This is a genomic window from Kitasatospora sp. NBC_01287 (genome assembly GCF_026340565.1).
Taxonomy (GTDB): Bacteria; Actinomycetota; Actinomycetes; order Streptomycetales; family Streptomycetaceae; genus Kitasatospora.
This window is the reverse complement of sequence record NZ_JAPEPB010000001.1, coordinates 2,966,628-2,991,176: the sequence shown is the minus strand read 5'-3', so window position 1 is coordinate 2,991,176 and position 24,549 is coordinate 2,966,628. Positions and strand designations below refer to the sequence as shown.

23 protein-coding genes and 3 pseudogenes are annotated in these 24,549 nt (G+C 73.8%); 13 read left to right on the top strand and 13 right to left on the bottom strand.

What is annotated here, in order from left to right:
* Positions 1-307: 307 nt before the first annotated feature.
* From OG455_RS12550 to OG455_RS12520, 7 genes are all read right to left on the bottom strand, one after another.
* The gene (locus OG455_RS12550; RefSeq protein WP_323185481.1) at positions 308-1,264 is read right to left on the bottom strand and encodes an FHA domain-containing protein; all 957 of its coding nucleotides are present in this window, start codon (positions 1,262-1,264) and stop codon (positions 308-310) included.
* 260 nt (positions 1,265-1,524) lie between these two features.
* The gene (locus OG455_RS12545; protein WP_266293111.1) at positions 1,525-2,886 is read right to left on the bottom strand and encodes a VWA domain-containing protein; all 1,362 of its coding nucleotides are present in this window, start codon (positions 2,884-2,886) and stop codon (positions 1,525-1,527) included.
* 71 nt (positions 2,887-2,957) lie between these two features.
* Positions 2,958-4,262, bottom strand: coding sequence for a PP2C family serine/threonine-protein phosphatase (locus tag OG455_RS12540; RefSeq protein WP_266293109.1), 1,305 nt, complete (start codon positions 4,260-4,262; stop codon positions 2,958-2,960).
* Between the two features lie 5 nt (positions 4,263-4,267).
* Entirely contained in the window at positions 4,268-6,856 is a 2,589-nt protein-coding gene (locus OG455_RS12535) for a serine/threonine-protein kinase (protein WP_266293107.1), read from the bottom strand.
* A 5-nt stretch (positions 6,857-6,861) separates the two neighbouring features.
* A complete protein-coding gene (locus tag OG455_RS12530) occupies positions 6,862-8,211 on the bottom strand; it encodes a hypothetical protein (protein ID WP_266293105.1) in 1,350 nt (449 codons plus the stop codon).
* A 77-nt stretch (positions 8,212-8,288) separates the two neighbouring features.
* Complete coding sequence (locus OG455_RS12525) at positions 8,289-9,362, bottom strand: glutamate ABC transporter substrate-binding protein (RefSeq protein WP_266293103.1); 1,074 nt, start codon at positions 9,360-9,362, stop codon at positions 8,289-8,291.
* On the bottom strand, positions 9,359-10,744 hold the full coding sequence (locus tag OG455_RS12520) for a hypothetical protein (protein WP_266293101.1): 1,386 nt from the start codon (positions 10,742-10,744) through the stop codon (positions 9,359-9,361). The genes OG455_RS12525 and OG455_RS12520 overlap by 4 nt, the downstream gene beginning before the upstream one ends.
* Before the next feature lie 308 nt (positions 10,745-11,052).
* Between OG455_RS12520 and OG455_RS12515 the strand changes: the two genes are divergently transcribed.
* The 3 genes from OG455_RS12515 to OG455_RS12505 all read left to right on the top strand — a co-directional run bounded on the left by OG455_RS12515 (position 11,053) and on the right by OG455_RS12505 (position 13,297).
* Positions 11,053-12,087 carry a cytochrome c oxidase assembly protein gene (locus tag OG455_RS12515; RefSeq protein ID WP_266293099.1) on the top strand — a complete coding sequence of 345 codons (1,035 nt, stop codon included), beginning with the start codon at positions 11,053-11,055 and terminating at the stop codon, positions 12,085-12,087.
* Between the two features lie 14 nt (positions 12,088-12,101).
* Positions 12,102-12,683 (top strand): nucleosidase, encoded by a 582-nt coding sequence (locus OG455_RS12510; RefSeq protein WP_266293097.1) that lies wholly within the window; start codon positions 12,102-12,104, stop codon positions 12,681-12,683.
* A gap of 107 nt (positions 12,684-12,790) precedes the next feature.
* On the top strand, positions 12,791-13,297 hold the full coding sequence (locus tag OG455_RS12505) for a DinB family protein (protein WP_266293095.1): 507 nt from the start codon (positions 12,791-12,793) through the stop codon (positions 13,295-13,297).
* Positions 13,298-13,432: 135 nt separating this feature from the next.
* Here OG455_RS12505 and OG455_RS12500 read toward each other — a convergent pair whose 3' ends face one another.
* Together OG455_RS12500 and OG455_RS12495 are read right to left on the bottom strand one after the other, a co-directional pair.
* Entirely contained in the window at positions 13,433-13,861 is a 429-nt protein-coding gene (locus tag OG455_RS12500) for a hypothetical protein (RefSeq protein WP_266293093.1), read from the bottom strand.
* A pseudogene (locus tag OG455_RS12495) lies at positions 13,858-13,971 on the bottom strand (IS5/IS1182 family transposase); the annotation flags it as partial. The gene OG455_RS12500 and the pseudogene OG455_RS12495, both read right to left, overlap by 4 nt.
* Positions 13,972-14,186: 215 nt before the next feature.
* Here OG455_RS12495 and OG455_RS12490 point away from each other — a divergent pair.
* The 3 genes from OG455_RS12490 (at position 14,187) to OG455_RS12480 (ending at position 15,530) form a co-directional block, all read left to right on the top strand.
* Positions 14,187-14,387, top strand: a complete 201-nt coding sequence (locus OG455_RS12490) for a hypothetical protein (protein WP_266293091.1) — start codon at positions 14,187-14,189, stop codon at positions 14,385-14,387.
* 250 nt (positions 14,388-14,637) lie between these two features.
* Positions 14,638-15,141, top strand: a complete 504-nt coding sequence (locus OG455_RS12485; RefSeq protein WP_266293089.1) for a hypothetical protein — start codon at positions 14,638-14,640, stop codon at positions 15,139-15,141.
* The gene (locus tag OG455_RS12480) at positions 15,138-15,530 is read left to right on the top strand and encodes a transcriptional regulator (RefSeq protein WP_266293087.1); all 393 of its coding nucleotides are present in this window, start codon (positions 15,138-15,140) and stop codon (positions 15,528-15,530) included. The genes OG455_RS12485 and OG455_RS12480 overlap by 4 nt, the downstream gene beginning before the upstream one ends.
* Positions 15,531-15,845: 315 nt before the next feature.
* Here the strand turns inward: OG455_RS12480 and OG455_RS12475 are convergent, their stop codons facing one another.
* Positions 15,846-16,151, bottom strand: coding sequence for a hypothetical protein (locus tag OG455_RS12475; RefSeq protein WP_266293085.1), 306 nt, complete (start codon positions 16,149-16,151; stop codon positions 15,846-15,848).
* A gap of 341 nt (positions 16,152-16,492) precedes the next feature.
* Between OG455_RS12475 and OG455_RS12470 the strand changes: the two are divergent.
* The 3 genes and pseudogenes from OG455_RS12470 to OG455_RS12460 all read left to right on the top strand — a co-directional run.
* A pseudogene (locus OG455_RS12470) lies at positions 16,493-17,148 on the top strand (transposase); the annotation flags it as partial.
* Entirely contained in the window at positions 17,145-17,540 is a 396-nt protein-coding gene (locus OG455_RS12465; RefSeq protein ID WP_266293083.1) for a hypothetical protein, read from the top strand. The pseudogene OG455_RS12470 and the gene OG455_RS12465, both read left to right, overlap by 4 nt.
* A 93-nt stretch (positions 17,541-17,633) precedes the next feature.
* Positions 17,634-18,590, top strand: a complete 957-nt coding sequence (locus OG455_RS12460) for an aldo/keto reductase (protein WP_266293066.1) — start codon at positions 17,634-17,636, stop codon at positions 18,588-18,590.
* A 195-nt stretch (positions 18,591-18,785) separates the two neighbouring features.
* Here the strand turns inward: OG455_RS12460 and OG455_RS12455 are convergent.
* A pseudogene (locus OG455_RS12455) lies at positions 18,786-19,677 on the bottom strand (IS982 family transposase).
* A gap of 220 nt (positions 19,678-19,897) precedes the next feature.
* On the opposite strand from OG455_RS12455, the gene OG455_RS12450 reads away from it, so the two are divergent.
* Together OG455_RS12450 and OG455_RS12445 are read left to right on the top strand one after the other, a co-directional pair.
* Positions 19,898-20,533 carry a DUF4291 domain-containing protein gene (locus tag OG455_RS12450; protein ID WP_266293064.1) on the top strand — a complete coding sequence of 212 codons (636 nt, stop codon included), beginning with the start codon at positions 19,898-19,900 and terminating at the stop codon, positions 20,531-20,533.
* Between the two features lie 78 nt (positions 20,534-20,611).
* The gene (locus tag OG455_RS12445; protein ID WP_266293062.1) at positions 20,612-21,145 is read left to right on the top strand and encodes a hypothetical protein; all 534 of its coding nucleotides are present in this window, start codon (positions 20,612-20,614) and stop codon (positions 21,143-21,145) included.
* Between the two features lie 7 nt (positions 21,146-21,152).
* Here the strand turns inward: OG455_RS12445 and OG455_RS12440 are convergent, their stop codons facing one another.
* Complete coding sequence (locus tag OG455_RS12440; protein ID WP_266293060.1) at positions 21,153-21,734, bottom strand: TetR/AcrR family transcriptional regulator; 582 nt, start codon at positions 21,732-21,734, stop codon at positions 21,153-21,155.
* A 173-nt stretch (positions 21,735-21,907) separates the two neighbouring features.
* On the opposite strand from OG455_RS12440, the gene OG455_RS12435 reads away from it, so the two are divergent.
* Both OG455_RS12435 and OG455_RS12430 read left to right on the top strand, forming a co-directional pair.
* On the top strand, positions 21,908-22,387 hold the full coding sequence (locus OG455_RS12435; protein WP_266293058.1) for a nuclear transport factor 2 family protein: 480 nt from the start codon (positions 21,908-21,910) through the stop codon (positions 22,385-22,387).
* A gap of 129 nt (positions 22,388-22,516) precedes the next feature.
* Positions 22,517-23,872 carry a hypothetical protein gene (locus OG455_RS12430; protein ID WP_266293056.1) on the top strand — a complete coding sequence of 452 codons (1,356 nt, stop codon included), beginning with the start codon at positions 22,517-22,519 and terminating at the stop codon, positions 23,870-23,872.
* A gap of 66 nt (positions 23,873-23,938) precedes the next feature.
* Here OG455_RS12430 and OG455_RS12425 read toward each other — a convergent pair whose 3' ends face one another.
* On the bottom strand, positions 23,939-24,511 hold the full coding sequence (locus tag OG455_RS12425) for a TetR/AcrR family transcriptional regulator (protein WP_266293054.1): 573 nt from the start codon (positions 24,509-24,511) through the stop codon (positions 23,939-23,941).
* Positions 24,512-24,549: the final 38 nt, after the last annotated feature.

Genomic DNA, 24,549 nt, shown 5'->3' with positions numbered 1-24,549 from the left:
CCACCACTGCCAGGCCCGGGAACGGAGGATCGGTGCAGGCGCCGCGAGCCGCCCGGCCCGGGCGGCGGATCGCCGCTACGCGTCGGTGGCGGGCGCGAAGTAGTCGCGGAGCATGGTGCTGGTCCATTCGGCCTGGCGCTGGTCGCCGCGCGGGCCCATCTCGCCGAACCACGCTTCACGTCCAGGACCGGCGTGCCGTCGACCGCGTCGAGGTCTGACTCCTTCTCGGGCTGCGCGGGTGCGGCGCCGGTCGGATGCGGGACGGCGCTGTTGTCCCACGCCCGGGTGGGACAACAGCGCCGCGGCCCTAGCCCCTGATCAGCGTGATCGTGGTCCAGGCGCCGATGTGGATCCGGTCGCCCTCGCCCAGCGGGATCGCGGTGTGCGGGGTGATCGGGTCGGCGCCGCCGTTGATGGTGGTGCCGTTGGTGGAGTCCTGGTCGACCAGCACCCAGCTGCCGTCCGGCTGCTCGGCGAGCAGGGCGTGCTGGTGCGAGGCGCCCGGGTCCTCCGGGGGCACCGACAGGTCGATCTCCGGGACGGTGCCCTTGTGCTGGCTGCGCCGGCCGATCCGCAGCTGGCCGCGGCCGGTGATCGGGATCCGGCGCTCGGGGCAGTAGGGCGGGAAGAAGAGCCCGGAGGCCTCCGGACCGCTGCGGGCCATCATGTCGGTGAAGTACTCGCGGTCGGCGGCGACCACGGCCATCCAGGTGGAGCGGACCGGCTCGTGGTAGGCGGGGGCGGCCGGTGGGGTCAGCGCGAACGAGGTCGGGTACTCCATCGGCGCCGGGGGCGCCTGCTGCTCGGCGACCGGCGGGTAGCCGTGCTCGGCCTGCGGCTGGTACTGGTGCTGCTGGTACTGCTGCTCGGCCGGCTGCTGGTGCTGCTGGTACTGCGGTTCGGACTGCGGCTGCTGGTAGACCGGCCCGCCGGCGCCCACCGGCGGGTAGCCGTAGTTGCCCGGCGCCGGGCCGGTCGGCAGCGGTCCGGGGGCCTGCGGGTACCCGTAGCCGGGCTGCTGATGCTGCTGGTGCTGCGCCTGGGGAGCGGCGGCCAGCTCGTAGTCGTAGCCGCACTCCTCGCAGTACCGGCCGGTCTGCGGGGTCTGGCAGATCGGGCAGGTGACCAGGGCCTCGGTGGCACCGGGGAAGCCCCCGGGGTGCCCCATCGGCGGGCCGGGCGGCATCGGCGGCATCGGCGGCGCGGCCGAGAACGGTGCCCCACCCGCCGCCCCCACCGGCGCCGAGCCGGAGGCCGGGTTCATCGGGAAGCCACAGAAGTCGCACCAGTCCTCGGCTTGCGACTCATGGCCCCTAGGGCAGAACGGCATCAAGTCCCCCACATCTCAGCAGGTCCGGCTCGCGGTGGCACCAGGTCATGCCAGCGCACCACGATACCGATGGGTGGTGAAGCGGTGAACGTCGCGTCGGGGCTGCTCATGCCCCGCCCGCGACCGCCCGCGCCCGCGGCGCCCCCTGAACTCCCTGAACTCCCCCCAGGGGGCGCGGCGCCGGCGCGGGTGGATCACTCGGAGCGCTTCTTGCCCGCCACCCGCACCGTCTTCGTCGAGCGGGTCTCCAGGGTCATCGAGTCGGCCTCGCTGACGTCCTTGCGGAACCTGACCGTGCCCTCCTTGGCGTCCACCACGTCGACCACCTTCTGCAGCAGCTTGAAGGTGCCGTCGTTGCCGGTCTGGTGCGCCAGGCGGACCGCGGCGCCGAGCTTGGAGGTGGCCCGGTCGACGTCGCCGGCCCGGTGCGCCTCCAGGCCCTCCTGGATCGCGTCGGCCAGCTCGGCCTGGCCGGTGTAGTGGGCCACCTGCGGGCTGATCCTGGTGGAGGAGGCCAGGTCGTCGGTCCAGAGCGCCTTGACCAGGCCCTGGGAGAGCACCTCGCTGGTGCCGCCGGGCTGCGGCAGCACCAGCGAGATCCGTGCGGCCAGCATCTCGTTGCCGACCGCGGCGGTCGGCACCTCCACGCAGACGTGGTAGTCGCGGCTCTCGTCGCCCCAGGAGCCGGTGGGGTAGTCGCCGGCCCGCGGGCCGGCCTCGGCGCGGCGCTCGGTCAGGTCCTCCAGGTTCGGCGCGACCTGCTTGACGAACTTGACGGTCGCGTTGGCCGGGGTCCAGACCCGCAGCGCCACGTCCGCGACCTGCTTGCCCATCGCGGCCTCCATCATCGAGCGGAAGTCGTCGGCCAGGCCCGAGGGTTCGGCCACGATGTCCACCGTGCCGAGCAGCGCGGAGGAGATCCGGCGCAGCTCGGGGATCTCCCAGTCGGTCCCCACGCCGCGGCAGTCCGCGGTGAAGTGGCCTCCGACCCGGTCCAGGACGCGCTGCAGGTCCTCCGGCTTCTCGTGCTCGTTGCGGCCGTCGGTGAGCAGGATGCCGTGCCGGATCGCGAAGTCGCGGCGGGTCAGGAAGAGCTGGTCGGCCAGGCTCAGCCAGGTGCCGATCGCGGTGCCGCCGCCCGCGCTGAGCTTGCGCAGCGACTGCTTGGCGGCCTCCCGGGTGGCCGCGGAGGCTATCGCCAGGGTGCCGTTGCCCGGGTAGACCTCCTTGGCCTCGTGGGTGCCGGCCACCACCGCGAAGGCCACTCCGTCGCGGATGGTGTCGATGGCCACCGCCGTGGCGTCGCGGGCGTTGCGCATCTTGGTCGGCGGGTAGTCCATCGAACCGGAGCAGTCCACCATCAGCACCACGGCGGCGCTCTGCCCGCCGCCCTCGGCGTGGTCGGTGGCGCCGAGCGGGCGGCCGCCGGTGGTGCCGCCACCGGTGGCGGTGACGGTGACGATCGCGTTGACCTCGCGGGCGCCTTCGGCGAGGTACTCGTTCTGGAAGATGTCGGTGGTGAAGCGGGGCAGGTTCGACTTGGCGAGACTGGCCATGGCCGTGGACTCCTGAGGCGTGCAGGCAGGGAAGGGGCGTGGCGGGCGGCCGCGGTGCGGCCGTCGGCAGCTCAGCTCGGCGGCACCGGGGGCAGCGGCGGTACCGGGGGCAGTGGCGGCACCGGCGGTACGGCCGGCGGCGCTGCGGGCGCGGTGGGTACGGCCGGCGGGGTGGCCGGCGCTGCGGGTGAGGCCGGTGGGGTGGCCGGCGTGGCGGGCGCGGTGATCACCGGCAGGTCGAGCAGGGTGTCGGTGTAGCCGCCGGCCGGGTCGGGCCGCACCGGCAGCACCGCCACCGTGATGTTGTCGTGGCCGCCCGCCGCGACCGCGAAGGAGACCATGGCCCGGGCGGCGCGCAGCGGGTCCTGCTGGGCGTCGGCCCGCACCAGCTCGGCCAGGTCGGTGGCGGCCTCGGCGTAGTTCCACAGGCCGTCGGTGCAGATGACCAGCACCCCGGGCACGTGCGGGGTGAAGGCCACGGTGTGCGGCTCGACCTCCTCGGCGTCCGCGCCCAACCAGCCGGTGATCGCGTGCGCCCGGGCGTCGGCGTAGGCCTCGGCCTCGTTCATCAGGCCGGCCGCGACCATGCCGGCCGCCCAGGAGTCGTCCTCGGTCAGCCGGTAGGGCTCGGCGCCCCGGTCGTCCGGGACCCAGTACGCCCGGCTGTCGCCGACCCAGCCCACGGTCACCACCCCGGCCGCCGCGACGGCGCCGACGAAGGTGCAGGCGGGGGAGTTGCGCCCGACCTCGGGACTGCCGGCGCGGCCCAGCTCGGCGACCGCCTCGGCGGCGGTCATGATCGCCCGGCGCATCGCCGGCTCCGGCTCGACGCCGTGCTCCAACGCGGTGAGCAGCGCCTCACTGGCGGCGTCGGCGGCGGCCTGGGAGGCCTCGTCGGGGCGGGAGGCCGAGGAGACCCCGTCGCAGACCACCGCGACCTGCGCGCCCTCGCCGCCGGGCAGCGAGGTGGCGGCCACCGCGAAGGCGTCCTCGTTGCGGTGGTGGCGGATGCCGCGGTCGCTCACCGCGGCCACCCCGGACAGCTCGCGCTCCTGGTGGTCGCGCGGTCGCGGCTGGGCGGCCCCGCAGGCCTCGCAGTAGCCGTCCTGGCTGAGTTGCAGCGAGCCGCACCGCGCGCAGCCTTCGGAGGCCGGCAGCTCGAAGTCCTCCTCCGAAGCGCCCACTTCGCCCGCTGTGCCCACTGCCTCCGGCCCTCCCGCTCCGTCCGGCCGCGCCTGCGACCGCACCTCCGACCGCGCCCGCGCCTGCTCGCCCCGCTCGGCCGCCGACGCCAGGTGGCGCCCGCAGGCCTCGCAGAAGACGTCGGCCGCGTCCAGCGGCTCGGCGCAGAACGGGCAGACCCGCTGAAACTCCATCAGGCTCACACCCATGTCCTAGGTCGGGTCCGGTTGGCCCGCTCGACCAGCTCGATCCGGTCCTCGGAGCGCTCCGCCAGCCGGGCCAGGACCCGGTAGGAGCGCTCCAGCGCGAACCGCAGTTCTCGTTCCCGCGCGGGGTGCCCGAGCACCCGCACATCCGCGTCCCCCACCGGCAGCGGGTGGCTCGCGGTGGGGGTTGGCCGGCCGGCCAGCACCCAGCCGAGCGCGGCGTCCAGCACCTCGACCGAGAGCTGCTCGCGCCGCCGGTCCTCCAGGCCGAGCGCGGTCAGCTGCGCCGAGCCGGCCAGCAGGTCGGCGCCCAGCGGCTCCGCACCGGGGCGCTCGCGCAGCCGGGCCCTGATGCCGGCGATCCGGGCGGCGGTGTAGTGGCTGGAGGTCTCCGGCACCGACTCCAGGGCGCCCACCGCGCTGCTCCGGTCGCCGGCCGCCAGGCTGACCCGGGCCAGGCCGAAGGCGGCGCTGACGTAGGCGTGGTCCGTGCTCCAGACCAGGCGGTAGAACTCGGCGGCGTCGTCGCCCCGGCCGAGCAGCTCGGCGCAGACGGCCAGCGCCAGCTTGGGCGCGCTCTCGCCGGGGAAGGCGTCGTAGATCGCGTCGAAGGCCTCGGCGGCCGCCTCGGCCAGCGCCTTGGCCTGGGCGGCCTCGCCGGCCGCCCCGGCAGCGGTCAGCTGGGAGAGGCCGCGGTACCAGACCACCCGCCAGTCGTCCGCGTGGTCGGACTGCAGCTCGGCCAGCGCCTGGGCGGCGTCGGTGTGCCGGCCCAGCTCGATCAGAGCCCGCAGCTCGCGCAGCCGGCGCTCCACCGAGTTGACCGGCGCGCCCTGCAGGGCGCTGAGCACATCGGCGGCCCTGGTGGCCATCAGCGCGGCCAGGAAGCCCGCGTTGGGGTCGCCCGGGTCCACCCGCGGCACCGGCAGGGCGAGCGCGGCGGCCGCCGCGTCCAGTGCGGCGACCCGCGGCAGGCCCGGCGCCGGCGGCTCGCCGTCGGTCACCAGCTCGGTGTCCACCACGCGCAGTTCGGGACCGAAGAGGGTGGAGAGCGCGGGGCGCGGGCGGCTGTCCTTGAGGGCCAGGATCTCCCGCAGCACGCCGGTCAGCTGGTCGGCCATCTCCTCGGCGGAGGCGAACCGGCGGCCGGGGTCCGGGTCGGTGGCGCGCACCAGCAGGCGGTAGAAGGACTCGTACTCGGCGAAGACCGGCACCTGCTCGGGGCCGGGCAGCTCGTCGACCCAGGTGGTGCTGTAGCCCTGGAAGTCGAAGGTGAGCACGGCCAGGGTGCGGGCCACGGTGTAGAGGTCGGAGGCGGCCGAGGGGCCTTCGGTGGCGATCTCCGGTGCCTGGTAGCCGACGGTGCCGTAGATCGGGCCGTCGTCGTCCAGCCGGCGCACCGCGCCCATGTCGATGACCTTGAGCGAGTCCTCGCTCTGGATCACGTTGTCGATCTTGAAGTCGCAGTAGACCAGGCCCCGGCCGTGCAGGTAGCCGAGCGCCGGCAGCGCCTCCAGCGCGTAGGCGATGGCCTGCTCGACCGGCAGCGGTTCGCGCCTGCCGTCCGGGGTGCGGCGCTCGTTGGCGATGTCCTTGAGTGACTTGCCGCCGACGTACTCCATCACGATGTAGCCGTCGGTCGAGCCGGTGCGCAGGTCCGGGTGCTCGACGAAGTTGATGATCCGGACGATGTTCGGGTGGTCCACCTCGGCCAGGAAGCGCCGCTCGGCGATCGCCGCCGCCAGCGCGTCCTCGTCGCCGCTGTCCAGCAGGCCCTTGAGCACCACCCAGCGGTCCGAGACCCGGCGGTCGACCGCCAGGTAGATCCAGCCCAGGCCGCCGTGCGCCAGGCAGCCGAGCACCTCGTACTGGCCGCCGACCAGGTCGCCGCGGCGCAGCTTGGGGGTGAAGGAGTAGGCCGTGCCGCAGTTGCTGCAGAAGCCGTCCGGGCGGCCCGGGCGGCCGTTCTTCTCCCGGCCCACCGGGCGCTCGCACTTGCTGCAGAACCGCTTGCGCTCGGGGACCTCGGGGTTCTCCAGCACGGCCTGGGCCGGGTCGGCGCTCGGCACGCTGGGCACCGTCACCAGACCCGCGCCCAGCCGGGGGCGGCCGGTGGTGGTGCCGGTGGACTTGCTGCTGCGCACCGAGACCGAGCCGCGGGTGCCGGTGCGGGTGGAGCGGTGCGAGCGCGAGCGGCCGGACATCGAGCGGGCCGAGCCGGTGCGGCCGGAGGGCAGCGAGCGCACCGAGGCGGAGCCCGGCGGGCGGCGGGCGGCGGGGAGCACCGGCGCGGCCGCGGCGGCGCCGCCCTCGGGGGCCAGGCCGCACTCGTCGCAGAAGCCGTCCGCGTCGATGGTGCCCGAGCAGTCCGGGCGCACGCAGCGCGTCCCGACCGCCGAGGCACCTACCGCAGCGGCTCCGGCCGCAGCGACCCCGACCGCCGAGGCCGCGGCCGACCCGGTGGCGGCCGCCTTGGCAGACCCGGTCGCCGCCGCCAGCGGGGCCAGGCCGCACTCGGTGCAGTAGCCGTCCTCGTCGATCACGCCGCCGGAGCAGTCCGGCCGCACACAGGCTTCGCCCATGGCTCTCAATCCCCCTGTCCTTCGTCGCGCCGCACGTCCCGCGGCGCCGCCGCCGGACGGAGCGCCTGCTGGAACCTCGTCACCGCCGCCGCGGCCGCGCGAAGATCGCACGGCGCGCTCCAGAGCAGCCAGCGGGCCTTCTCGTACCGCTCGATCACCTCGGGGTCCTCGGCCACCCGCAGCCGGGCCGCCATCGCCTTGTAGGCGTCCAGCCGGCCGCGCAGCTCGGCCCGCACGGCCAGCGGCGCGGTCACCTCGCCCAGCGACTGCCGGGCCCGGGTCAGCTCCTGGGCCGCCTGCTCCTCCAGGGCGTCGAGCAGCGGTGCCAGCCGGTGCCACTGGCCGCTCTGGCGCAGCTCGGCCGCCTGGTGCACACCCTCGCGCAGCGCGGCCAGCGGCCCGGGCACGGCCGGCACCTCGGTGGCCGCGATCTTGGCCAGCACCTCGCCGCGTGCCTGCCGGGCCTCGCCCAGCGTGGCGTCCGCGCGCCGCAGCAGGTCGGCGACCTGGTGCAGTCGCTCGTCCGCCTCGTCGCGCAGCCGCAGCAACTGCTCCAGCTCGACCCGGACGCCGTCCAGCGCCCGCCCGGCCCGGTCGAAGCGCTCGGTGTCCACCGCGCCGGCGGCCGCCGCGTGGGCGGTGGCCACGCTGCCGGCCGTCTCGCGACCGCGCTGGGCCGGCACCCGGGCCGGGCGCCAGAGTGCCAGCGGGTCGGCGATCACCTCGGCCCGCAGCGCCGTCAGCTCCTGCTCCAGCCGGGCCAGTTCGTCGCCCAGCGGGTGCGCGCCGACCCGCACGCCGACCGAGGCGGCCAGCGTGGCCACCCGGCGCAGCTCGGCCAGCAGCAGGTCGATCCTGGTCGGCAGGGCCGACCAGACGGCGTCGGCCGCGTTGACCACCTCCAGCACGGTGCCGTACCAGGAGTTCATCCGGTTCATCAGCTCGCCGAGGCTGATCTGCTCGACCAGCCGGGCCGGCCCGGTCAACCGCAGGGCCGCGTCGGGCAGCTGGCCGCCCGAGACGGTGACCGCCGGACCGCGCAGCAGCGCGTTCAGTTCGGCCAGTTCGGGCGAACTCGGGCGCACCCGGCGCGAACGCACCGCCCGGGCGGCCGCCAGCGCCTCGCAGTAGCGGTCGAAGAAGGACCAGAGCAGCGAGAGCCCGTGCGCCGCCACCGACCAGCGCTCCTCGGTCCGCCCGGACAGGGCCGCGCCCTCCAGCAGGCGCCTGCCGGGGTGGTCCTGGAGCGCGAGCAGCGCGGTCTCGACGGCCTCGCGCTCGGCGCTCAGCCGGGACAGCTCGCGGTCCACCTCCTCCCGGCTCAGCACCGGGCCAGCGGATCCTGTCAACGCCACGCCCTTCTCTCCTCGGTCAGTTGGTCACTCGGCTTGCTACGGCGGGCAGTTGGCCCACTGCGGCGGGTGGATGGCTGCTACGGCAGGTAGTTGGCCGGCGGCGGTCCCTGGGAGGGGCCCAGGTAGGGCGCCAGCCACTTGTCGTAGCTGGCCAGCCAGCCGCCGTCGGCCCGGTAGTCGGCCAGTACCTGGTTGACCCGGGCGACCAGGTCGGGCGAGTTCTTGGACATCGCCACGCCGTAGGGCTCGTTGGTGATCGAGGGGCCGATCACCTGGACCGTCGGGTCCTGGGCGGCCTGGCCGACGGCGATCGCGTTGTCGGTGAGGGTGGCGTCCACCTGCCCGAGCTGCATCAGCACCAGGCAGTCCAGGTCGTTGGCCACCACCTTGACGGCCTTGGCCCCGCGCGGGTTCTGCTTCAGCTGGTCCTGCGCGGTCGAGGCGTCCGACACGCACACGGTCTTCCCCCTCAGCGCGTCGTCGACGCTCTTCGCGTGGGCCGACTTGGGCACCACCACCTGCTGCCCGGCCTGGAAGTAGACCGTGGAGAAGGCCACGTCGTTCAGCCGGTCGCAGGTGATCGTCATGGTACGCGCGATCACGTCCACCTGGCCGCTCTTGATGGCTTCCATACGCTGCGCGGTGGGCACCATCAGGAACTTGACCTTGTTGGGATCACCCAGCACGGCCTGCGCGATCGCGTGCACGATGTCGATGTCGAAGCCCTCCACCTGGCCGGTGGCGGGGTCGCGGAAGCCCCAGTGGTAGTTGTTCTGGTCCACGCCCGCGATCAGCACGCCGCGCTTGCGGATCGCGCTGACGGCCGGTCCGCTGTCGCTGCCGCTCGGCAGCAGGCTCTTGGTCGGATCGCAACTCTGGGCGCTGTCCTGGGCGGTGCTCAGCAGGCCGGCCGCCGCCGCGGTCCGGGTGCCGGCCGCCGGGCGGCCCGGCGCCCCCGCGGCCGAGCCGGCCAGCGCCAGCGGTGCCAGCAGGGCAGCCGTGAGCAGCAGGGCCCGCACCCGGCGGGGCAGCCGGCGCCCGGCTGTTCGCCGTCCCGCCGGCCGCGGCCCGGTCAGCCGCGGCCCGGTCGGCCGTCGCCCGGTCAGTTGTGGCCGGGTCGGCTGTTCGTCCGTCACGCGTCCCCCCGTCATCGGTACTCCGCCAGCCGGCGGCCGATCCCGCGCAGCACGCCCGCCGCGCCCAGCAGGGCGAGCACGGCGGTGGCCACCACGACCGTACCGGTGGCGTCCCGTCCGTTCTTCGCCGCGCTCAGGAAACCGGCCTGCTCGACCTGGACCGCCTTCGCCAGGTCCTGGTCCAGTGCCTGGTAGGCGGGCTGCGCGCTGGTCGGGCCGCTGCCGACGGTGGCCTGCAGCGCGTCGTCGTAGTCGCCGTTGTTGTTCAGCGCGTCGGCGGCGCCGTGGCGCTGGGTCCAGAGCGCGAACTGGTCCCGGGCCGCCTTGATGTCGTCCACCGCGCCGGCGGGGGCCAGCAACTGGGCGCCGGCCAGCGCGCTGGAGTCGGCCTTCGAGGCGCTGGTCCACTGGTCCGCGTACTGGGTGGTGGAGCCGCGGGCGACCAGGTTGAGGTTCTCCGCGGTGCGGGCCTGCAGCGCCTGCACCCGGGCCAGGTTGAGCGCCTGGAGCGGTGCGGAGCCGTGCTTGAGGCTGTCGGTCAGCGCCGAGTCCGCCGCCAGCACCCCGGCGGTCAGCCAGAGGAGGACGGCCAGCACCGCGGCCGTGGCGCCGAGCAGCCCGGGGTTGACCACCCGGTTGGTGCGGCGGAACAGCCGCGCCTGGAACCAGAGGAGCGCGGCCAGCACCAGCACGCCCAGCACGTAGGCGGCCCAGGGCGTGGCCCTGGCGTCGCGGTAGTCGCTGGTCAGCCGGGCCAGTTCGGCCTCCGACAGGTGCTGGGCGGCGGGCAGCAGCTGGCCCTGCATCTGCCCGGAGGCGTAGCTCAGGTAGGCCGCGCCGAGCGGCAGGCCCTGGCGGTCGTCGGTCCGCGCGGTCTCCACCAGGCCGGAGTAGACCGGCAGCTGCGCGTTGAGCTGGTCGATCCAGGTCTGCGCCTGGCCCGAGCCGCCGCTCTGCGCGGCGGCCTGGGTGAGCAGCCGGGCGGCGTTGGCCAGGTCGTCCTGGTAGCGCTGGCGGACCTCGCGCGGCTCGTCACCGGCCAGCAGGAAGCCGGCGGCCGCGGTGGTGTCGGCGTCGGCCAGCGAGCGGTAGATCTCGGTCGCGTTCTGGCTCAGCGGCTGGCTGTGCGTCACCACCTGCTCGGCCGCGGCGCTGCGGTCGGCCACCTGCCAGCCGGTCAGGGCACCGAAGCCGAGCACCAGGACCACCAGGGCGGTGCCGGTCAGCCGCAGCTGCCCGGGCGCGGTGCGGGCGGCGGCCCGCCAGCGGTCGCGCCGGCGGGCGCGCGGCGGCGCGGGGGGTCGCGGGGGCTGCTGCGGTTGCTGTGTCGGATACGGCGGTGGCGCGCTGCCACCCGGTCCCGGCGGCAGTGCCGCCGTCTGCGCTGGTGTCGCCACCCGCCCCACCCTCCCCGCAGCCGCCCGACGGTCGGGACCGGCCCGCTGCCAGCAGTATGGCCACCGGGTCCGACGGCCGCACGTGACTTGCGCCAAGACGCGTCTGCACCTTAGTGCGGTTCCGACCTGGCGCGAGCGGCGGGTGGCCCCCGGCCTGCGGCCCTGCGACCGTGCGGACGGCCCTGCGACCGTGCGGACGGCCGTGCGGACGGCGCGGCGCCGTGCCCCGCCGACGGTGATCGACTGCGGATCGGCCATGATGGCTCGGGAGAACCCGCCGTTCCCGGGCGGAGCATGGAGCGCGAACGATGCAGAGCACAGCAGTCCTGGCCCAGGGCGTCGGCCACCTCGCCGTCGGCTACCACGGCCCGCCGCCCTGGCAGTGGGCCGACCTGGCCACCTCGTGGACCGCCGAGCCGGTGGTGCTGGCGCTGTGCGCGCTGCTCGGCGGCGGCTACCTGCTCGGCCTGCGCCGACTGGCCAGGGCCGGGCAGCGCTGGCAGCCCACCCGCACGCTGAACTTCTTCGCGGGCCTGCTGCTCTGGATCTGGGTCACCTGCTCGGGCATCGGCGTCTACGAGCGGATCCTGTTCACCGACCGCGCCGTGCAGATCGTCCTGCTGCTGATGCTGGTCCCGCTGCTGATCGCGCTGGGCGCGCCGGTCTCGCTGCTGGTCGAGGCGTCGGCGCCGCCCCGGCGCGAGCGGATCCTGCGGGCGCTGCGCAGCAGGCCCTCGAAGCTGCTGATGTTCCCTGCGGTCTCCACCGCGCTGCTGATGGCGCCGCCGTGGCTGCTCTACTTCACCCCCTGGTACGAGAAGAGCCTGAGCAGCGGCACCTGGAACATCGGCCTGCACGTCTCGTTGGTGCTGCTGGGGCTGGCCTACTTCTGGCCGCGGCTGCAGCTCGACCCGGTCGGCCACGAGTACCCGCACCTGGTCGGCCTCTTCATCACCTTCGCCGAGGTGATCTTCGACGCCGCGCTCGGCATCGTGCTGATCTACGGCGGCCACATCATGGCCGAGCACTACTACGCGACGCTCGGCCGCCCGTGGGGCCCGAGCATCGCCCAGGACCAGACCTGGGGCGGCAACTCGCTCTGGGTGCTGGGCGACCTGGTCGGCCTGCCGTTCCTGTGCGCGCTGGTCCGCCGCATGATCGTGCAGGGCCGCGAGGAGACGGTGGCGGTGGACGCGGCGCTGGACGCGCAGTACGAGGCGGCCGCCGCGGCCGCCGTCGAGCGGGGCACGGCAGGCTCGGAAGGTGCGCCGGCCGAGGTGGGGCTGCGCCCGTGGTGGCTGGACGACCCCAACCTGAAGCACCGGTACGGCGCCGAGGGCTGAGTACGATCGGCCGCATGCAGCTGATCGGAACCGTCACCCCTGACCGCCCGCTCCTCGTCCTCGCCGTCCAGGAGGAGGCCGCCCACCTGGGCGCGGAGCTGCCGGTGCTGCTCACCGGCATCGGCAAGGTCAACGCCGCGGCCGCGCTGGCCACCGTGCTGGCGAGCGGCCCGCACCCGCTGGAGGTGGTCAACCTCGGCACGGCCGGCGCGCTGCGGACCGGGCTGGCGGGCCGGATCCACCGGATCGGCACCGTCCTGCAGCACGACCTGGACACCGCCGTGCTGCACCAGCTCACCGGCCGGACCTACGGCGGCCCGATCACCCTGGCCCCCGAGGGCCCGACCCTGGCCACCGGCGACCTCTTCGTCTCCGACCCCGCCGCCCGCGAGCGGCTGGCCGCCGCGGCCCACCTGGTCGACATGGAGGGCTACGCGGTGGCCGGCGTCGCCCGGCGCGCGCAGGTGCCGGTGCGGCTGGTCAAGTACGTCAGCGACGAGGCGGGCGAGGGCGCGGCCCGCGCCTGGCGGGACTCGGTCGACGACTGCGCCAAGCAGCTGGCCGCCTGGCTGGACGGCGAGTTCGGCGCGGCCTGAGGGGCGGGCGGGGGCGGGCGGGGGCGGGCGGGGGGCAGGCCGGGGGAGGGCTGAGGAGGCCGGGCCGAGCGGTGGCCCGCGCCGGGCCGGGTCTAGGCTCACACCCCATGACGACCACCGAGACCCCGCGCCCCGACCTGCGTCCGCCCGGCATCGAGGCCGATGAGCGGACCACGCTGCTGGCCTTCCTCGACTACCTGCGCGAGTCCCTGCTCGCCAAGCTGGTCGGGCTGGACGACGAGGCCCTGCGCACCCCGGCCGTCGGCTCCGGCACCAGCCTGCTCTGGCTGGTCAAGCACCTGACGGCGGTCGAGCTCAACTGGTTCGTCTGGTCCTACGCCGGCCCCGACCGCGAGCAGTGGGACGACGAGCCCGTGGTCACCGCCGAGGACACCGCCGCGGACCTGGCCGCCGCCTACCGGGCGGCCGTCGCCGCCGCCAACGAGGTGGTGCGCGGCTGCGCCGACCTGGACGGCCCGGGCGCCCGCTCGCTGCGGGAGACGCCGGCCCCCTCGATGCGCTGGATCCTGGTGCACATGGTCGAGGAGACCGCCCGGCACGTCGGCCACGCCGACATCCTGCGCGAGCTGCTGGACGGCGCGGTCGGCCGCTAGCCGAGTAGTTCCGATGCGCTCAGTGGTCGATCAGTGACCGGGTGACGGGCTGGCCGGTCCGGTTGTCGTGTCAGAGGGCGGAACGTGAGCTGATGTCCGCTTCGCGGTAGTGGAGGAAGTGGCCGCGCCGGACGGCTACGGTCGCGGCAGGGTGAACAGGCCCGGTTCGGTCTCGGCCAGGATGTTGCGCCCGGTCAGGCGCTTGAGCTTCAAACGGACGTTGTTGATGTTGTTCGGAGCCGGGTCCAGGTCCATCGCCTCGCACACGCCCCGTGCCCGTAGCGGACCGTCCGCCTGGGCGAACACCGCCATGATTTCCTGGTAGGCCGCCCTGTCCGGCAGCTGCGGGGCGGACGCCGACGGCGCGGGCGGGTCCGGGTCGGGCAGCTCCAGCAGCGTCTTGCGTGTGATCCGCACTTCCTCGGCAGCCCGGCCGAGCTCGTCCAGCACGGCGGTGAGCCGCGAGATCTGCTCACGGGTCTCCTCGACCTGCGCGGCGATCTCCCGCTCGCGCTCCTCCAGCCGTAGCAGCACCGCCCCCAGGGTCAGCTCCCCGCTGGTCACGCGCCGCGCCAGGACGTCGCACTGCCGGTCAGCCGACGGGTCATCACGTCACTTATCGCCCAGTACACCCGGGACTCGGCCGAAGCGGGCCGGTGCTCGTAGTCACGTACGGCTTGCGGTCACTCACGCAGTCACCTCAGCACGGCGCCAGCCCCGCGACCTGCCGCAGACGGCAAAGCCACACGTTCAGGCGACGACAGAACGGAAATCAGCTCACATTCCGCCCTCTGAACTACTGCCACGCGGTGATGAACACCGACTGGCAGCCCACCGGCCAGGTCCAGGTCGCCGTGAACGCCGACAACCCGGCCGGGGTGGCGGTCACGTGTACGGCTCAGTTCTACACCTACCAGACGGGCCCGACCGGGCCGAGCTGCACCGTCGCCAACGGGCCAGCGCGCAGGGCGGCTGGGTCGCCGACAGCACCGCCGGCAGCCACAACTACGTCTGCGTCAGCGAGATGGACATCAACCTGGCCTCGAACCACCTGGCGGCCGGCTACGCAGGCTGCAGCCTCCTGTACTGAACGCCGCCGCGCCGGTAGCAGAACTGAGCCGCCCCGCCCGCACAGCACCACGCGGGCGGGGCGGCCGCCGCAGGACCTCGCCGCCATGCGGGCCTGCGCCCGGGAAGGCTGGTCGCGGCCCTGGCTTTGCAGGGGCTTGCTGCGCCTCCACGGCGTTGCCGTCAGCCGCCCCATGGGCGTGTCCACTTGCCTCGCAGGAAAGTACGAGCTACTTTCTCCATAGGAAAGTACTCGCCTGAGGAGGAACGCCATGAAGACTCCCAGCCCCGCCGAAGCCCGGGACGCCCTGGCCCGCGTCCGCGAGGTCCGCCTCGACACGGCCGGCTCGCTCCGCACCCCCTGGTGGCTGTGGGCCGCGCTCGGCGCCGTCCTGGCCCTGGTCACCGCCGCCGAGGACTTCGGCCCCGCCGTCCAGGAGGTCGCCTCCCTCGGGTTTGGCGCCCTCACCGTCGCCTGGGTCGTCGCCGGACGCCGCAGCCCGCGCGTGGCCGCCACCTCCGGTACCCTGCACCGCAGCGCCCTGCCCGGCTACGCCTGGCTGCCCGTCCTCCTGATCGGCCTCGCCTTCGGCGCCCTCCGGTTCTTCGCCGAACCACCCGTGCACCGCGCGCTCACCGGCTCCGGCACGCCCGCCTGGATCCACGACCACCCCTCCATCACCATCGCCCTCCCGTACGCCGTCCTCTGCGTCGCCGTGGGCCTGCTGATCAACGCGGTGCTGCGCCGGATGGCCCATCGCGCAGCGGCCCGATGAGCGTGAGCGGCCAGGGCGGCGACGCCGCGCCGGACGCTGTCCCCGACGCCGTCGGCGGCCTGGAACAACTCCTCCTGGACCCCACCAGACTGACCATCGTGGCGCTGGTGTCCGCCACCACCTGGTGCGAGTTCGCCTTCGTCCGCGACCACGCCCGGCTGAGCGACTCGGCGCTGTCCAAGCAACTCACCACGCTCGGAAACGCCGACCTCGTCGAGATCCGCAAGGGCCACGTCGGCAAGCGCCCCCGCACCTGGGTACGGGCCACCACCGCCGGCCGCGAACGGCTGCGCGCCCACCTGGCCACGCTCCAACAGATCGCCGACCGCGCCGAATACGCCGCCGGGGCCCGCCCCGACGCCGATGCGCCACCGCCTCACACCGGCTGAATCGACCCGCCGGATGGCCCCGCCGCTGTCCCGACTCACGAGCACGTCGCGACCCGGAGACCGTCAGTTCCTCGGCGTTCGGCAACCGTCGCCACCAGGACGGCTCCCTCCCAAGCCGTCCCCTGCGTCGGGGAGTTGCACCGGAGACGATATCCGGCCCATCCGTGCGCCGCTGCCGTCGCCGTCGCCGTCGTCAGAGGCTCAGCACCAGGTCGAGGACCGCTGCGGGCCGGGACAGGAACGGATGGTGGCCGGCGTCGAGCTCGACGACCTTGCCGGCCCGACGGGCGAACTCGCGCTGCATTCGTGGAGGGGTCAGGCCGCCGGGCTGTCGAGGTAGAGGCCGCAGGCGCAGTCCAGGCACTCTTCGGGGGCGCCGACGGGTAGGCCGCTGGGGAGCACGTTGTCCTCGTAGCCGCCTCGGCCGGCGAGGAAGCCCGCGAAGCCCCAGGTATGCAGGACTCCGGCGAAGCGGAGGCGACCCGGCGGCAGGCGTTCGCCGTCCTTCAACTCACCTTCCACGTAGGCGAATCCTGCGCGAAGGCGGACGTGGACCCGGGCCAGTTGCGGCCAGCGCTCGGCGGCGCGGGTGTTCAGCCGCTGGAGCAGATGGTGCTGCATGGACGCCGACGGCTTCTTCGGCATAGCCCACGGATTGAGCAGCGCGGCTCCTGGCGGTTCGACGCTGCCTGGGACTGGCACCCCTTCAAGGCTGAAGGTGAGCAGCCCAGCTTCCCGGCCTGGCCGCTGACGCTCCTCGCCCGCCGCAACGGCGAGCCGACACCGGAACAGTTGGCAGCCGTCGCCCTCACAACGGCGGTCGGCAGCCACCGAGAGGAACTCGGGCGGTGGAGCGAACTCACCCGCGCGAAGCCGGCCGAATATCGGCAGTAATCTCACCACGCCGGACATGATCAGCTGGCAGGGAACTGCTTCGGTGGGCGGCCCGGGCCCCGGCGCGCGATCTGCCGCCGAAGAGCGCTTCCTACTACTACTTCGCTGCCTGGCGCGACGACGGAACCGACCAGGTCATCCACGAACTCCTGCGCTGCCAGGTCCGCGAGCGGGCCCGCCGATCAGAGGACCCGACCCTGGTGGTCCTGGACACGCAGAGCGTCCACGTGGCCGCCGGGGTCCCCGCCTCCACGACCGGCCTGGGCTCGGCGAAACGGGTGTCCGGTCGCAAACGGGCCCTGGCCGTCGACGTGTTGGGCCTGGTCATAGCTGTCATCGTTCTGGCTGCGAGCACGCACGACAACGCCGCGGGCATCGCCCTGCTGGACCAGGTCGCCGAACACACCGGCGGCACCGTCCGCAAGGCCCTGGTCGACCAGGGCTTCAAGAAGCAGGTCGCCGCGCACGGCGCCGGCCTGGGCATCGACGTCGAGATCATCGAACGCAACCCGCAGGACAAGGGGTTCGTCCCGCAGCCGAAACGCTGGAGGGTCGAGCAGACCTACGGGATCCTGGTCCTGCACCGGCGCCTGGTCCGCGACTACGAGCACAGCCCGGCCTCCTCCGCCTCCCGCGTCTACTGGGCCATGCCTGGGTCATGGCCCGCCGCCTCACCTGCGCGAACACGCCCACCTGGCGCGACCCGCAGGCGGTGACGGCGTGACCATCCAGCCCCTCCTCGACGCGCTCGACATCCAAGAAGACGCCGCCCGGGCCTTGGCCGACGACCTCCGCAGCCAAATCCAGGAACTGCAGGGCCGACTGCGGGAGGCCGAGACCCAGCTCGAACACCTCGCGATCACCCGCAAGACCGTCACCGCCCTCGCCGACCGCCTCCCGGCCCGGACCACCCCGCCCGAGCACCCGGACTACCCCCGCATCCTCTCGCTCTTCAACGAGGCGACCGGCCCCCTGCGAGCCCGTGACGTCTGCGAAGCCCTCGGCCACGAACCACAGCCGAAGAACATCGAAGGCACTCGCGCCGAGCTGAAACGCCTGGTCAAACTCGACGTCCTCACCGAAGTCGACGCCGGCAGCTTTACCAAGAAGCAGTAGCCGACTGAGCCCCCGCGACCAGCAGTCCTGTCCTGTCTCACTTCGAAACGGACATCGACTCTCGAACCGCCCTCTCAGAACTAGAGTCACCCCATGGAATATCGAACGCTCGGCAACAGCGGACTCCTCGTCTCCGTAGTTGGACTCGGTTGCAACAACTTCGGCGGACGTCTCGACGCAGCGCAGACACTCGCGGTGGTCGACGCGGCACTCGACGCCGGGGTGACGCTCTTCGACACCGCCGACATCTACGGCGCCGGGGGCGGCTCCGAGACGCTGCTCGGCCGGGCGTTGAAAGGGCGGCGCGACGAGGTCGTGCTGGCCACCAAGTTCGGCTATCAGCGTGCGGACCTGGGGTACGGGCCGGCGGCCGGGGCGAAGGGCGGTCGGGCCTACATCCGGCGCGCGGTCGAGGAGTCGCTGCGACGCCTGCAGACCGACCACATCGACCTCTACCAGCTGCACACTCCCGACCCGCGCACACCGATCGCCGAGACCCTCGCCGCGCTCAGCGAGCTGGTGCGCGAAGGCAAGGTGCGCTACATCGGGCACTCCAACTTCGCCGGCTGGCAGATTGCCGAGGCCGCGCACGTCGCCCGGGAGATCGGGGCTGTTCCGTTCGTCTCGGCCCAGAACGAGTGGTCGCTGCTCGAACGCGGCGCTGAGCGGGAGGTGGTACCCGCGGCACTGCACTACGGCCTCGGCGTGCTGCCGTTCTACCCGCTCGCCAACGGCCTGCTGACCGGCAAGGTACGCCGTGCCACCGGCGTGCCCGCGGGCTCGCGCCTGGCATCGCGGCCCGAGCGAGTAACCGAAGCCGGCCTCGACGCGGTCGAACGTCTCGCCGCCTGGGGCGAGGTGCACGGCCGGAGCGTCCTTGAGATCGGTGTGGGAGCGCTCGCCGCACGGCCCGGCTGCGGCTCGGTCATCGCCGGGGCGAGCAGTGCCGAGCAGGTGCGTGCCAACGCCGCCGCCGGGCAGTGGGTGCCGACCTCCGAGGAACTGGCCGAGATCGACGCGGTCCTCGACGCGGAACTCGCCGTGGCCTGAGCAGCCCGGGAGAGTACGGGCGCTGCGCAAGGCACGTCGGCGGCACGGTCCGGCTCCCGGTGAAGCCGCCGCTGCCGCCCGGCGTGCCGCTCGCCCACGGGTGAACCGGCGAAGCCCCGCACCGAACGGCGCGGGGCTCGCGGCCGGCGACAATGCCGGGGTTCCGGTGGAGCTTGACGAGTTGCACCGAAGTGGTCAGTGATCGTAAGCGATCAGCGAGCGGGTGACCGGTGCGCCGATCCGGTTGTTGTGCCAGATCCCGGCAGGCATCGCCAAGATCCTTTGTGTGACCCGGACCGCGACGCCCTCGAAGGTCCGTCCGCCGTGTTGTTCCAGGTCAAGTTGCCCCTTGAGGGTGTCGTTGACCGACTCGATCAGCTGGCGGACCTTCTTGAGCATCGGTTCGCCGTACCGCTCCTTCTCGCGCTTGCGCGAAGGCCGCAGCAGCTCGATGCCCTGATCGAGAAGCTCCCGCTCGAAGTTTGGACGCGAAGCCGTTGTCCGAGATGAGCAGGATGCCCTCGCGGGCGGCGACCACGCCGGCGTCGACCTCAAGCATCGCGGACAGCACCTCGCGCTCGCCGATCTTCGCGGAGGCAAGCGCCCACATGATCGGCATACCGGTGGGCGTGCAGACCAGGTAGAGCCGAAGTCCCGAGAAGAACCGGGAATGTGACGCGCAGTATCCGTACTGCGCCCACCCGGCCAGGTTCGACCGCAACACCGTCCGCCGCGACATCCCGCACGGGACCGGCGTCGAGTCGACGATCCAGTGGTTGTCGAACCAGAAGTCGCTGTCCATGGCCAGCTCCCGGATCACGCGCTTGAGCAGCGGAAGCGAGGATCGCAGACGCTTGTTGTAGCCCGGCCGCTGCGGCAGGTAGGGGAACATGTCCGACAGGTGCTTGTTCGCGTAGCGCAGCCACCGGGCCTCGGAGTGGTACCCGAGCAGTGCCTGCGCGACCGCCAGACAGACCAACTCGCTGTCGCTCAGTAGCGGTGGCGTTCCCATCCATCGGGTTCCTCCGATCTCGTCGTCAACTTCCACATAGAGTGAGGTCAAGAGGGTTGCGAGGTCTGTCGTCACACACGGATCATCGGGACCCTCTTGCTGTCTCCGCAGCCAGACATCGGAACTACTCGGCTAGCCGCTAGCCGCTAGCCGCTAGCCGGTTGCCGGTAGCCGGTTGCCGGTTGCCGGTTGCCGGTTGCCGGTAGCCGGTAGCCGGTAGCCGGAGGTTGCCGCCCGGTGGCGGGCGGGCGGAAATTCGGCCGCGCCCGCCCGCCCCGCCCGGCAGACTGGCCCGATGCAGCACCAGGACGCCGCCGAGCCCACCCCCGTGCCGCCGCGGCAGATCCGCGCGGCCTTCACCGAGCGGACCGTGACGGTCTACCAGGCCTACCCGCCCGTGATCGGCGAGCACGCGGCCCGGCACGGCGCCTTCCCGGCGAGCTGGAGCCGCAGCCGGATGACCTGGATCAAGCCCAGCTTCCGCTGGATGATGTACCGCAGCGGCTGGGGCACCAAGCCGGGCCAGGAGGTGGTGCTGGCCCTGGAGATCAGCCGGGCCGGCTTCGAGTCCGCGCTCGCCGGGGCGGTGCTCTCGCACTACGACGCCGCGGTGCACACCGACCGCGAGGCCTGGACCGAGCGGCTGCGGCAGAGCACTGTGCGGGTGCAGTGGGACCCGGAGCGCGACCTCGACCTCAACGCCCTGCCGCACCGCTCGCTCCAACTCGGCCTGGCCGGCCGGGCCACCCGGGACTACGCCGACCACTGGCTCGGCTCGGTGCGTGACGTCACCCCGCTCGCCCACCGGGTGCGCGAGCTGGTCCGGGCCGGCGACCGGACGGCCGCCGCCGCGCTGCTGCCCGCCGAGGCGCCCTACCCGCCGCTCCCCGAGGCGGTGGCCCGCGAGCTCCGGGCGTCCCCGCCCACGTAGCGCCGGTCCGCCCCGCGGCCTGTCCCGTGGCCCGTCCCGTCGTCCGCGCTGACGGTCGGGCACGCTAGCGTGCCCGCCATGGAACGCTCCCTGTTGGCCGCCATCGCCGAGCACGAGGCCGCCGAAGACCTGCTGCTGGTGCCGTGCGACTTCGACCTGTCCGGCGATGACCACGTGGAGGAGGTCGTGCTGGCCTCCGGCGCGCGGCTGGACCCGTTCGCGGGCACCGGCTGCGGAGGCACCTACTTCTTCTGCGGCGAACCGGCGGCCGACGACCCCTTCGGCGAGCGCCGCCCGGTGCTCTACGCGGACTCCGAGGGCAGCGCCGCGGTGCTCGCGCTGGGCGGGCTGGCCGAGTTGCTCGAACTGCTGCTGGGCCACCCCGAGTGGCGCGACGGGGGTACCGAGCTGGTGGAGCTCTCCGAGGAGATGCGTGAGGACCACCCCGACTACGAGGCCGAGCGCGACGAGGTCGCCCGGCTGCTCGGCCTGGCGATCCCGGCGCCGGAGCAACTGCTGGACCGGCTGCGCCGCTCGCTGGCCGCGACCGAGCCCGATCATCTACTGCTCAACGCGGTGGAGGGCAACGCCTATGGCCTGCTGAGATTCTGACGTATCGTCAATTCGGGCCGGGGCGGAGCGTGCCGAGGATAAGCGCGGTGATCCGTCCGGGCCGCCGCCGATCGTCGCGGTGCCGTTCGGCGGTGAGTGCGGCCAGCACCAGGGCGTGCAGGTCGGCCTGGTCGATGTCGGCGCGCACCGCGCCGGCGGCCTGCGCGGCGGTGAGCAGTTCGCCGAACTCGTGCCGCAGCGCGGCGCTCGCCGCCATGGTCCCGGCGGAGAGCGGGACGCCGGCGCCGGCCAGGGCGTCGGCCAGGTCCTTCTTCACGTGCGCGTCCGCGACCAGCCCGGTGACGAAGGCGTAGAACGCCTCGGCGGGGTCGGCGGCCCCGCGGGCGGCGCCGGCCTGCTCGGCGAGGCGCTCCAACTGGTCCAGCACCACGGCCTCGAAGAGCGCCTCCTTGGTCGGGAAGTGCCGGTACACGGTGCCCGCGCCGACCCCGGCCCGGCGGGCGATCTCGTCCAGCGGTACGGCCAACCCCTCGGCGGCGAAGGCGTCCTGGGCCGCGCTCAGGATGGCCGCCCGGTTGCGGCGGGCGTCCGCGCGCAGCGGGCGGGCGGGGGTGTTCTCGGCGGGCATGCGGCGTCCTCTCGGCGGTTGGGACTGGACAACCGGGGCGGTCGTTCCGGATACTCGAAGCGGGGCCACCGTTCCGATTGTCCCATGCGCGTCGGCGCGCGTCGGCTTGCCAGGCGAAGCCGTGCGAATCACCCGAATCGCGCGAATCACGCGAGCCACCGAGGAGCACACCCATGTCCGAAACCGAGCTGACCCCGACCGGCTCGACCCCGACCGATCTGACCCCGCGTCAGGTGCTGGAGAAGCTGTTCCGCACGATCGTGCACGGCACCCGCGACGAGGTCGCCGACCTCTACGCGCCCGACGTGGTGATCGAGATGCCGTTCGCCCCGGCGGGCGTTCCCCAGGTCTCGCACGGTCGCGAGGAACTGCGGGCCAGGATGAAGGAGCGCGCCGGCCTCTGGTCGTTCACCGGCGTGGACGGCGTGCGGTTGCACGAGACCGGGGATCCCGAGGTGCTGGTGACCGAGTACCAGGTGCACGGCACGGTCACCGCCACCGGGCGGGAGTTCACCTTCACCTACATCATGGTGGTCCGGGTCCGCGACGGGCTGATCGCTTCCTCGCGCGACTACTTCAACGTGCTGGAGAGCGCGGCCGCCCTGGACGCCGGCCCCGAGATGATCGCCGGCCTGATCCGTGGCGGGAGTTGACGGTCAGTCAAACCCATGGCTGGGTAAAGAGATTGCCCCCTACCCGTTGACGGGCCGCCGTCGCGGCGGTTGGCTCGTGGCGTTCGTCCGGTCAACGGCCGCGGGGGCGGCCACTTCGGGAGGGGAACCATGTTCGGACTCGGCCGAGCCAAGAGCCTGACCACCGCGGGCGTCTGCGCGGTGACCGTCGTCCTGGCGGTCACCGGCGCCGCGCCGGCCGGCGCGGCGGTGCCGCCCGCGGTGCGCCAGGTCTGCCTGGCGCCCGGCGGCGCGCAGCCGGACCAGGCGGTCTACCCGAACGCGATCAGCGGCGACGGCCGCTTCGCGCTCGTCGACTCGCCCGCCACCAACCTGCTGCCGGGGGGCGGCAGCGGGCCCGGCGGTGTCTTCGTCTGTGACCTGCGCACCGGACGGCTGCGCCAGGTCGACCTGGGCCCGGGCGGCGTCCAGCCCGACAGCTACGGCCACAGCGACGCGATCAGCGCCGACGGCCGCTACGTCGTCTTCACCTCCACGGCCGACAACCTGGGGCCCGCCGCCACCAAGGGCGTTGCCAACGTCTACCTGCGCGACCTGCGCACCGGCCGCACCCAACTGGTCAGCATGGGCAGCGGCGCCCTGCCGCAGAGCGGCGACAGCGACCAGGCGGGCATCAGCCCCGACGGCCGCTACATCACCTACGAGTCCAACCGGGCCGACCTGGTGCCCGGCGACACCAACCAGGCCGGGGACGTCTTCGTCCTCGACCGCCGCACCGGCCGCACCGCGCGGGCCTCGGTGGCGACCGGCGGCGCTCAGGCCGCGGCCGCCTCGCTCTGGCCCGCGATCAGCGCGGACGGCTCCCGGGTGGTCTTCGTCTCCCGCGATCCCGGCCTGGTCCCCACCGCCGGGGCCCCGGCGCCGAAGCCGTCCGCCGGGCAGGCGGTGAGCCCGAGGCGGGCCCGGTTCTACCCGCTCTACCTGCACGACCTGCGCACCGGGCTGACCAGCGTGGCGAGCGTCGAGCCCGACGGCAGCACCGCGGCCGTGATCCGCGGGGTGCTCAGCGCCGACGGCCGCTACGCGGTCTTCACCTCGCTGGACAACGACTTCTCGGCGCCGAGCCAGGTGCTGGTCCGCGACCTGGACCGCGGCACCACGACGGTGGTCAGCACCGCCCCCGACGGCACGGTGGGCGACCAGTCCTCCACCCTGGTGGGGATCAGTCCGGACGACCGCTGGGTCTACTTCACCTCCGACGCGGACAACCTGCTGCCCGGCACCGCGCCCCAGGCCTTCGGCTACTTCCGCCGCGACCTGCGCACCGGTGCGACCGAACGGCTGCTGCAACTGCCCGGCGCCGCGAACACCGAGGCCGAGAGCCTGGGCGCCTCGGTGGACGGCCGGGGGAGCACCCTGCTCCTCGGCGCGGCGAGCAGCACCCTGCCGACCGGCAGCAGCGACCTGGCGAGCGCGGCCTTCACGCTGCGGCTGCCCCGCGGCTGAGCCCGGTCACCAGGCGCGCCCGGCCGGCAGCCCGGCCGGGCCCCGGTGCGCGGACGCGCGCTCCGGTCACCGGCCGGCCCGCGCCTGGGCGGCGAGCAGGCCGAGCACACCGGCGACGGCCTCGTCGAACGGCTCGGTCGAGTCGGCGGCCCTGGCCAGCACGTAGCCGCCCTGGAGCACCGCGACGATGGTGGAGGCGGTGGCGGCCGGGGCCAGCGCCGGGGCGAACTCGCCGCGCTCGCGCCCCTCGGCCAGCAGGTCGGTCAGCCGGCTGCGCAGCCACCCGAAGGTCTCCTCGACCGGCCGGCGCAGCGCCGGATCGGCCATCACCTCCGGATCCTGGGTGAGCCGGCCCACCGGGCAGCCCTTGAGCACGTCGCGCTCCCGGCGCAGGAACGCGGTGATCCGGGCCAGCGAGCCGCCGGGCCCGGTGAACTCGGCCTCGGCCCTGGCCCGCTGCTCCTCCGCGGTGCGGCTGATCGCGGCCAGCGCCAGGTCCGGCTTGCCGTCGAAGTGGTGGTACATGCTGCCCTGGCCCACCCCCGAGCGCTGCTGGATCGCCTTGGGGCTGGTGCCGACGTACCCGCGCTCCCACAGCAGCTCTCGGGTGCTCTCGATCAGGCGCTCGGAGGTGTTCATGGGCCCGAGCGTACCTACCGGTAGGTACAGCGGCAACC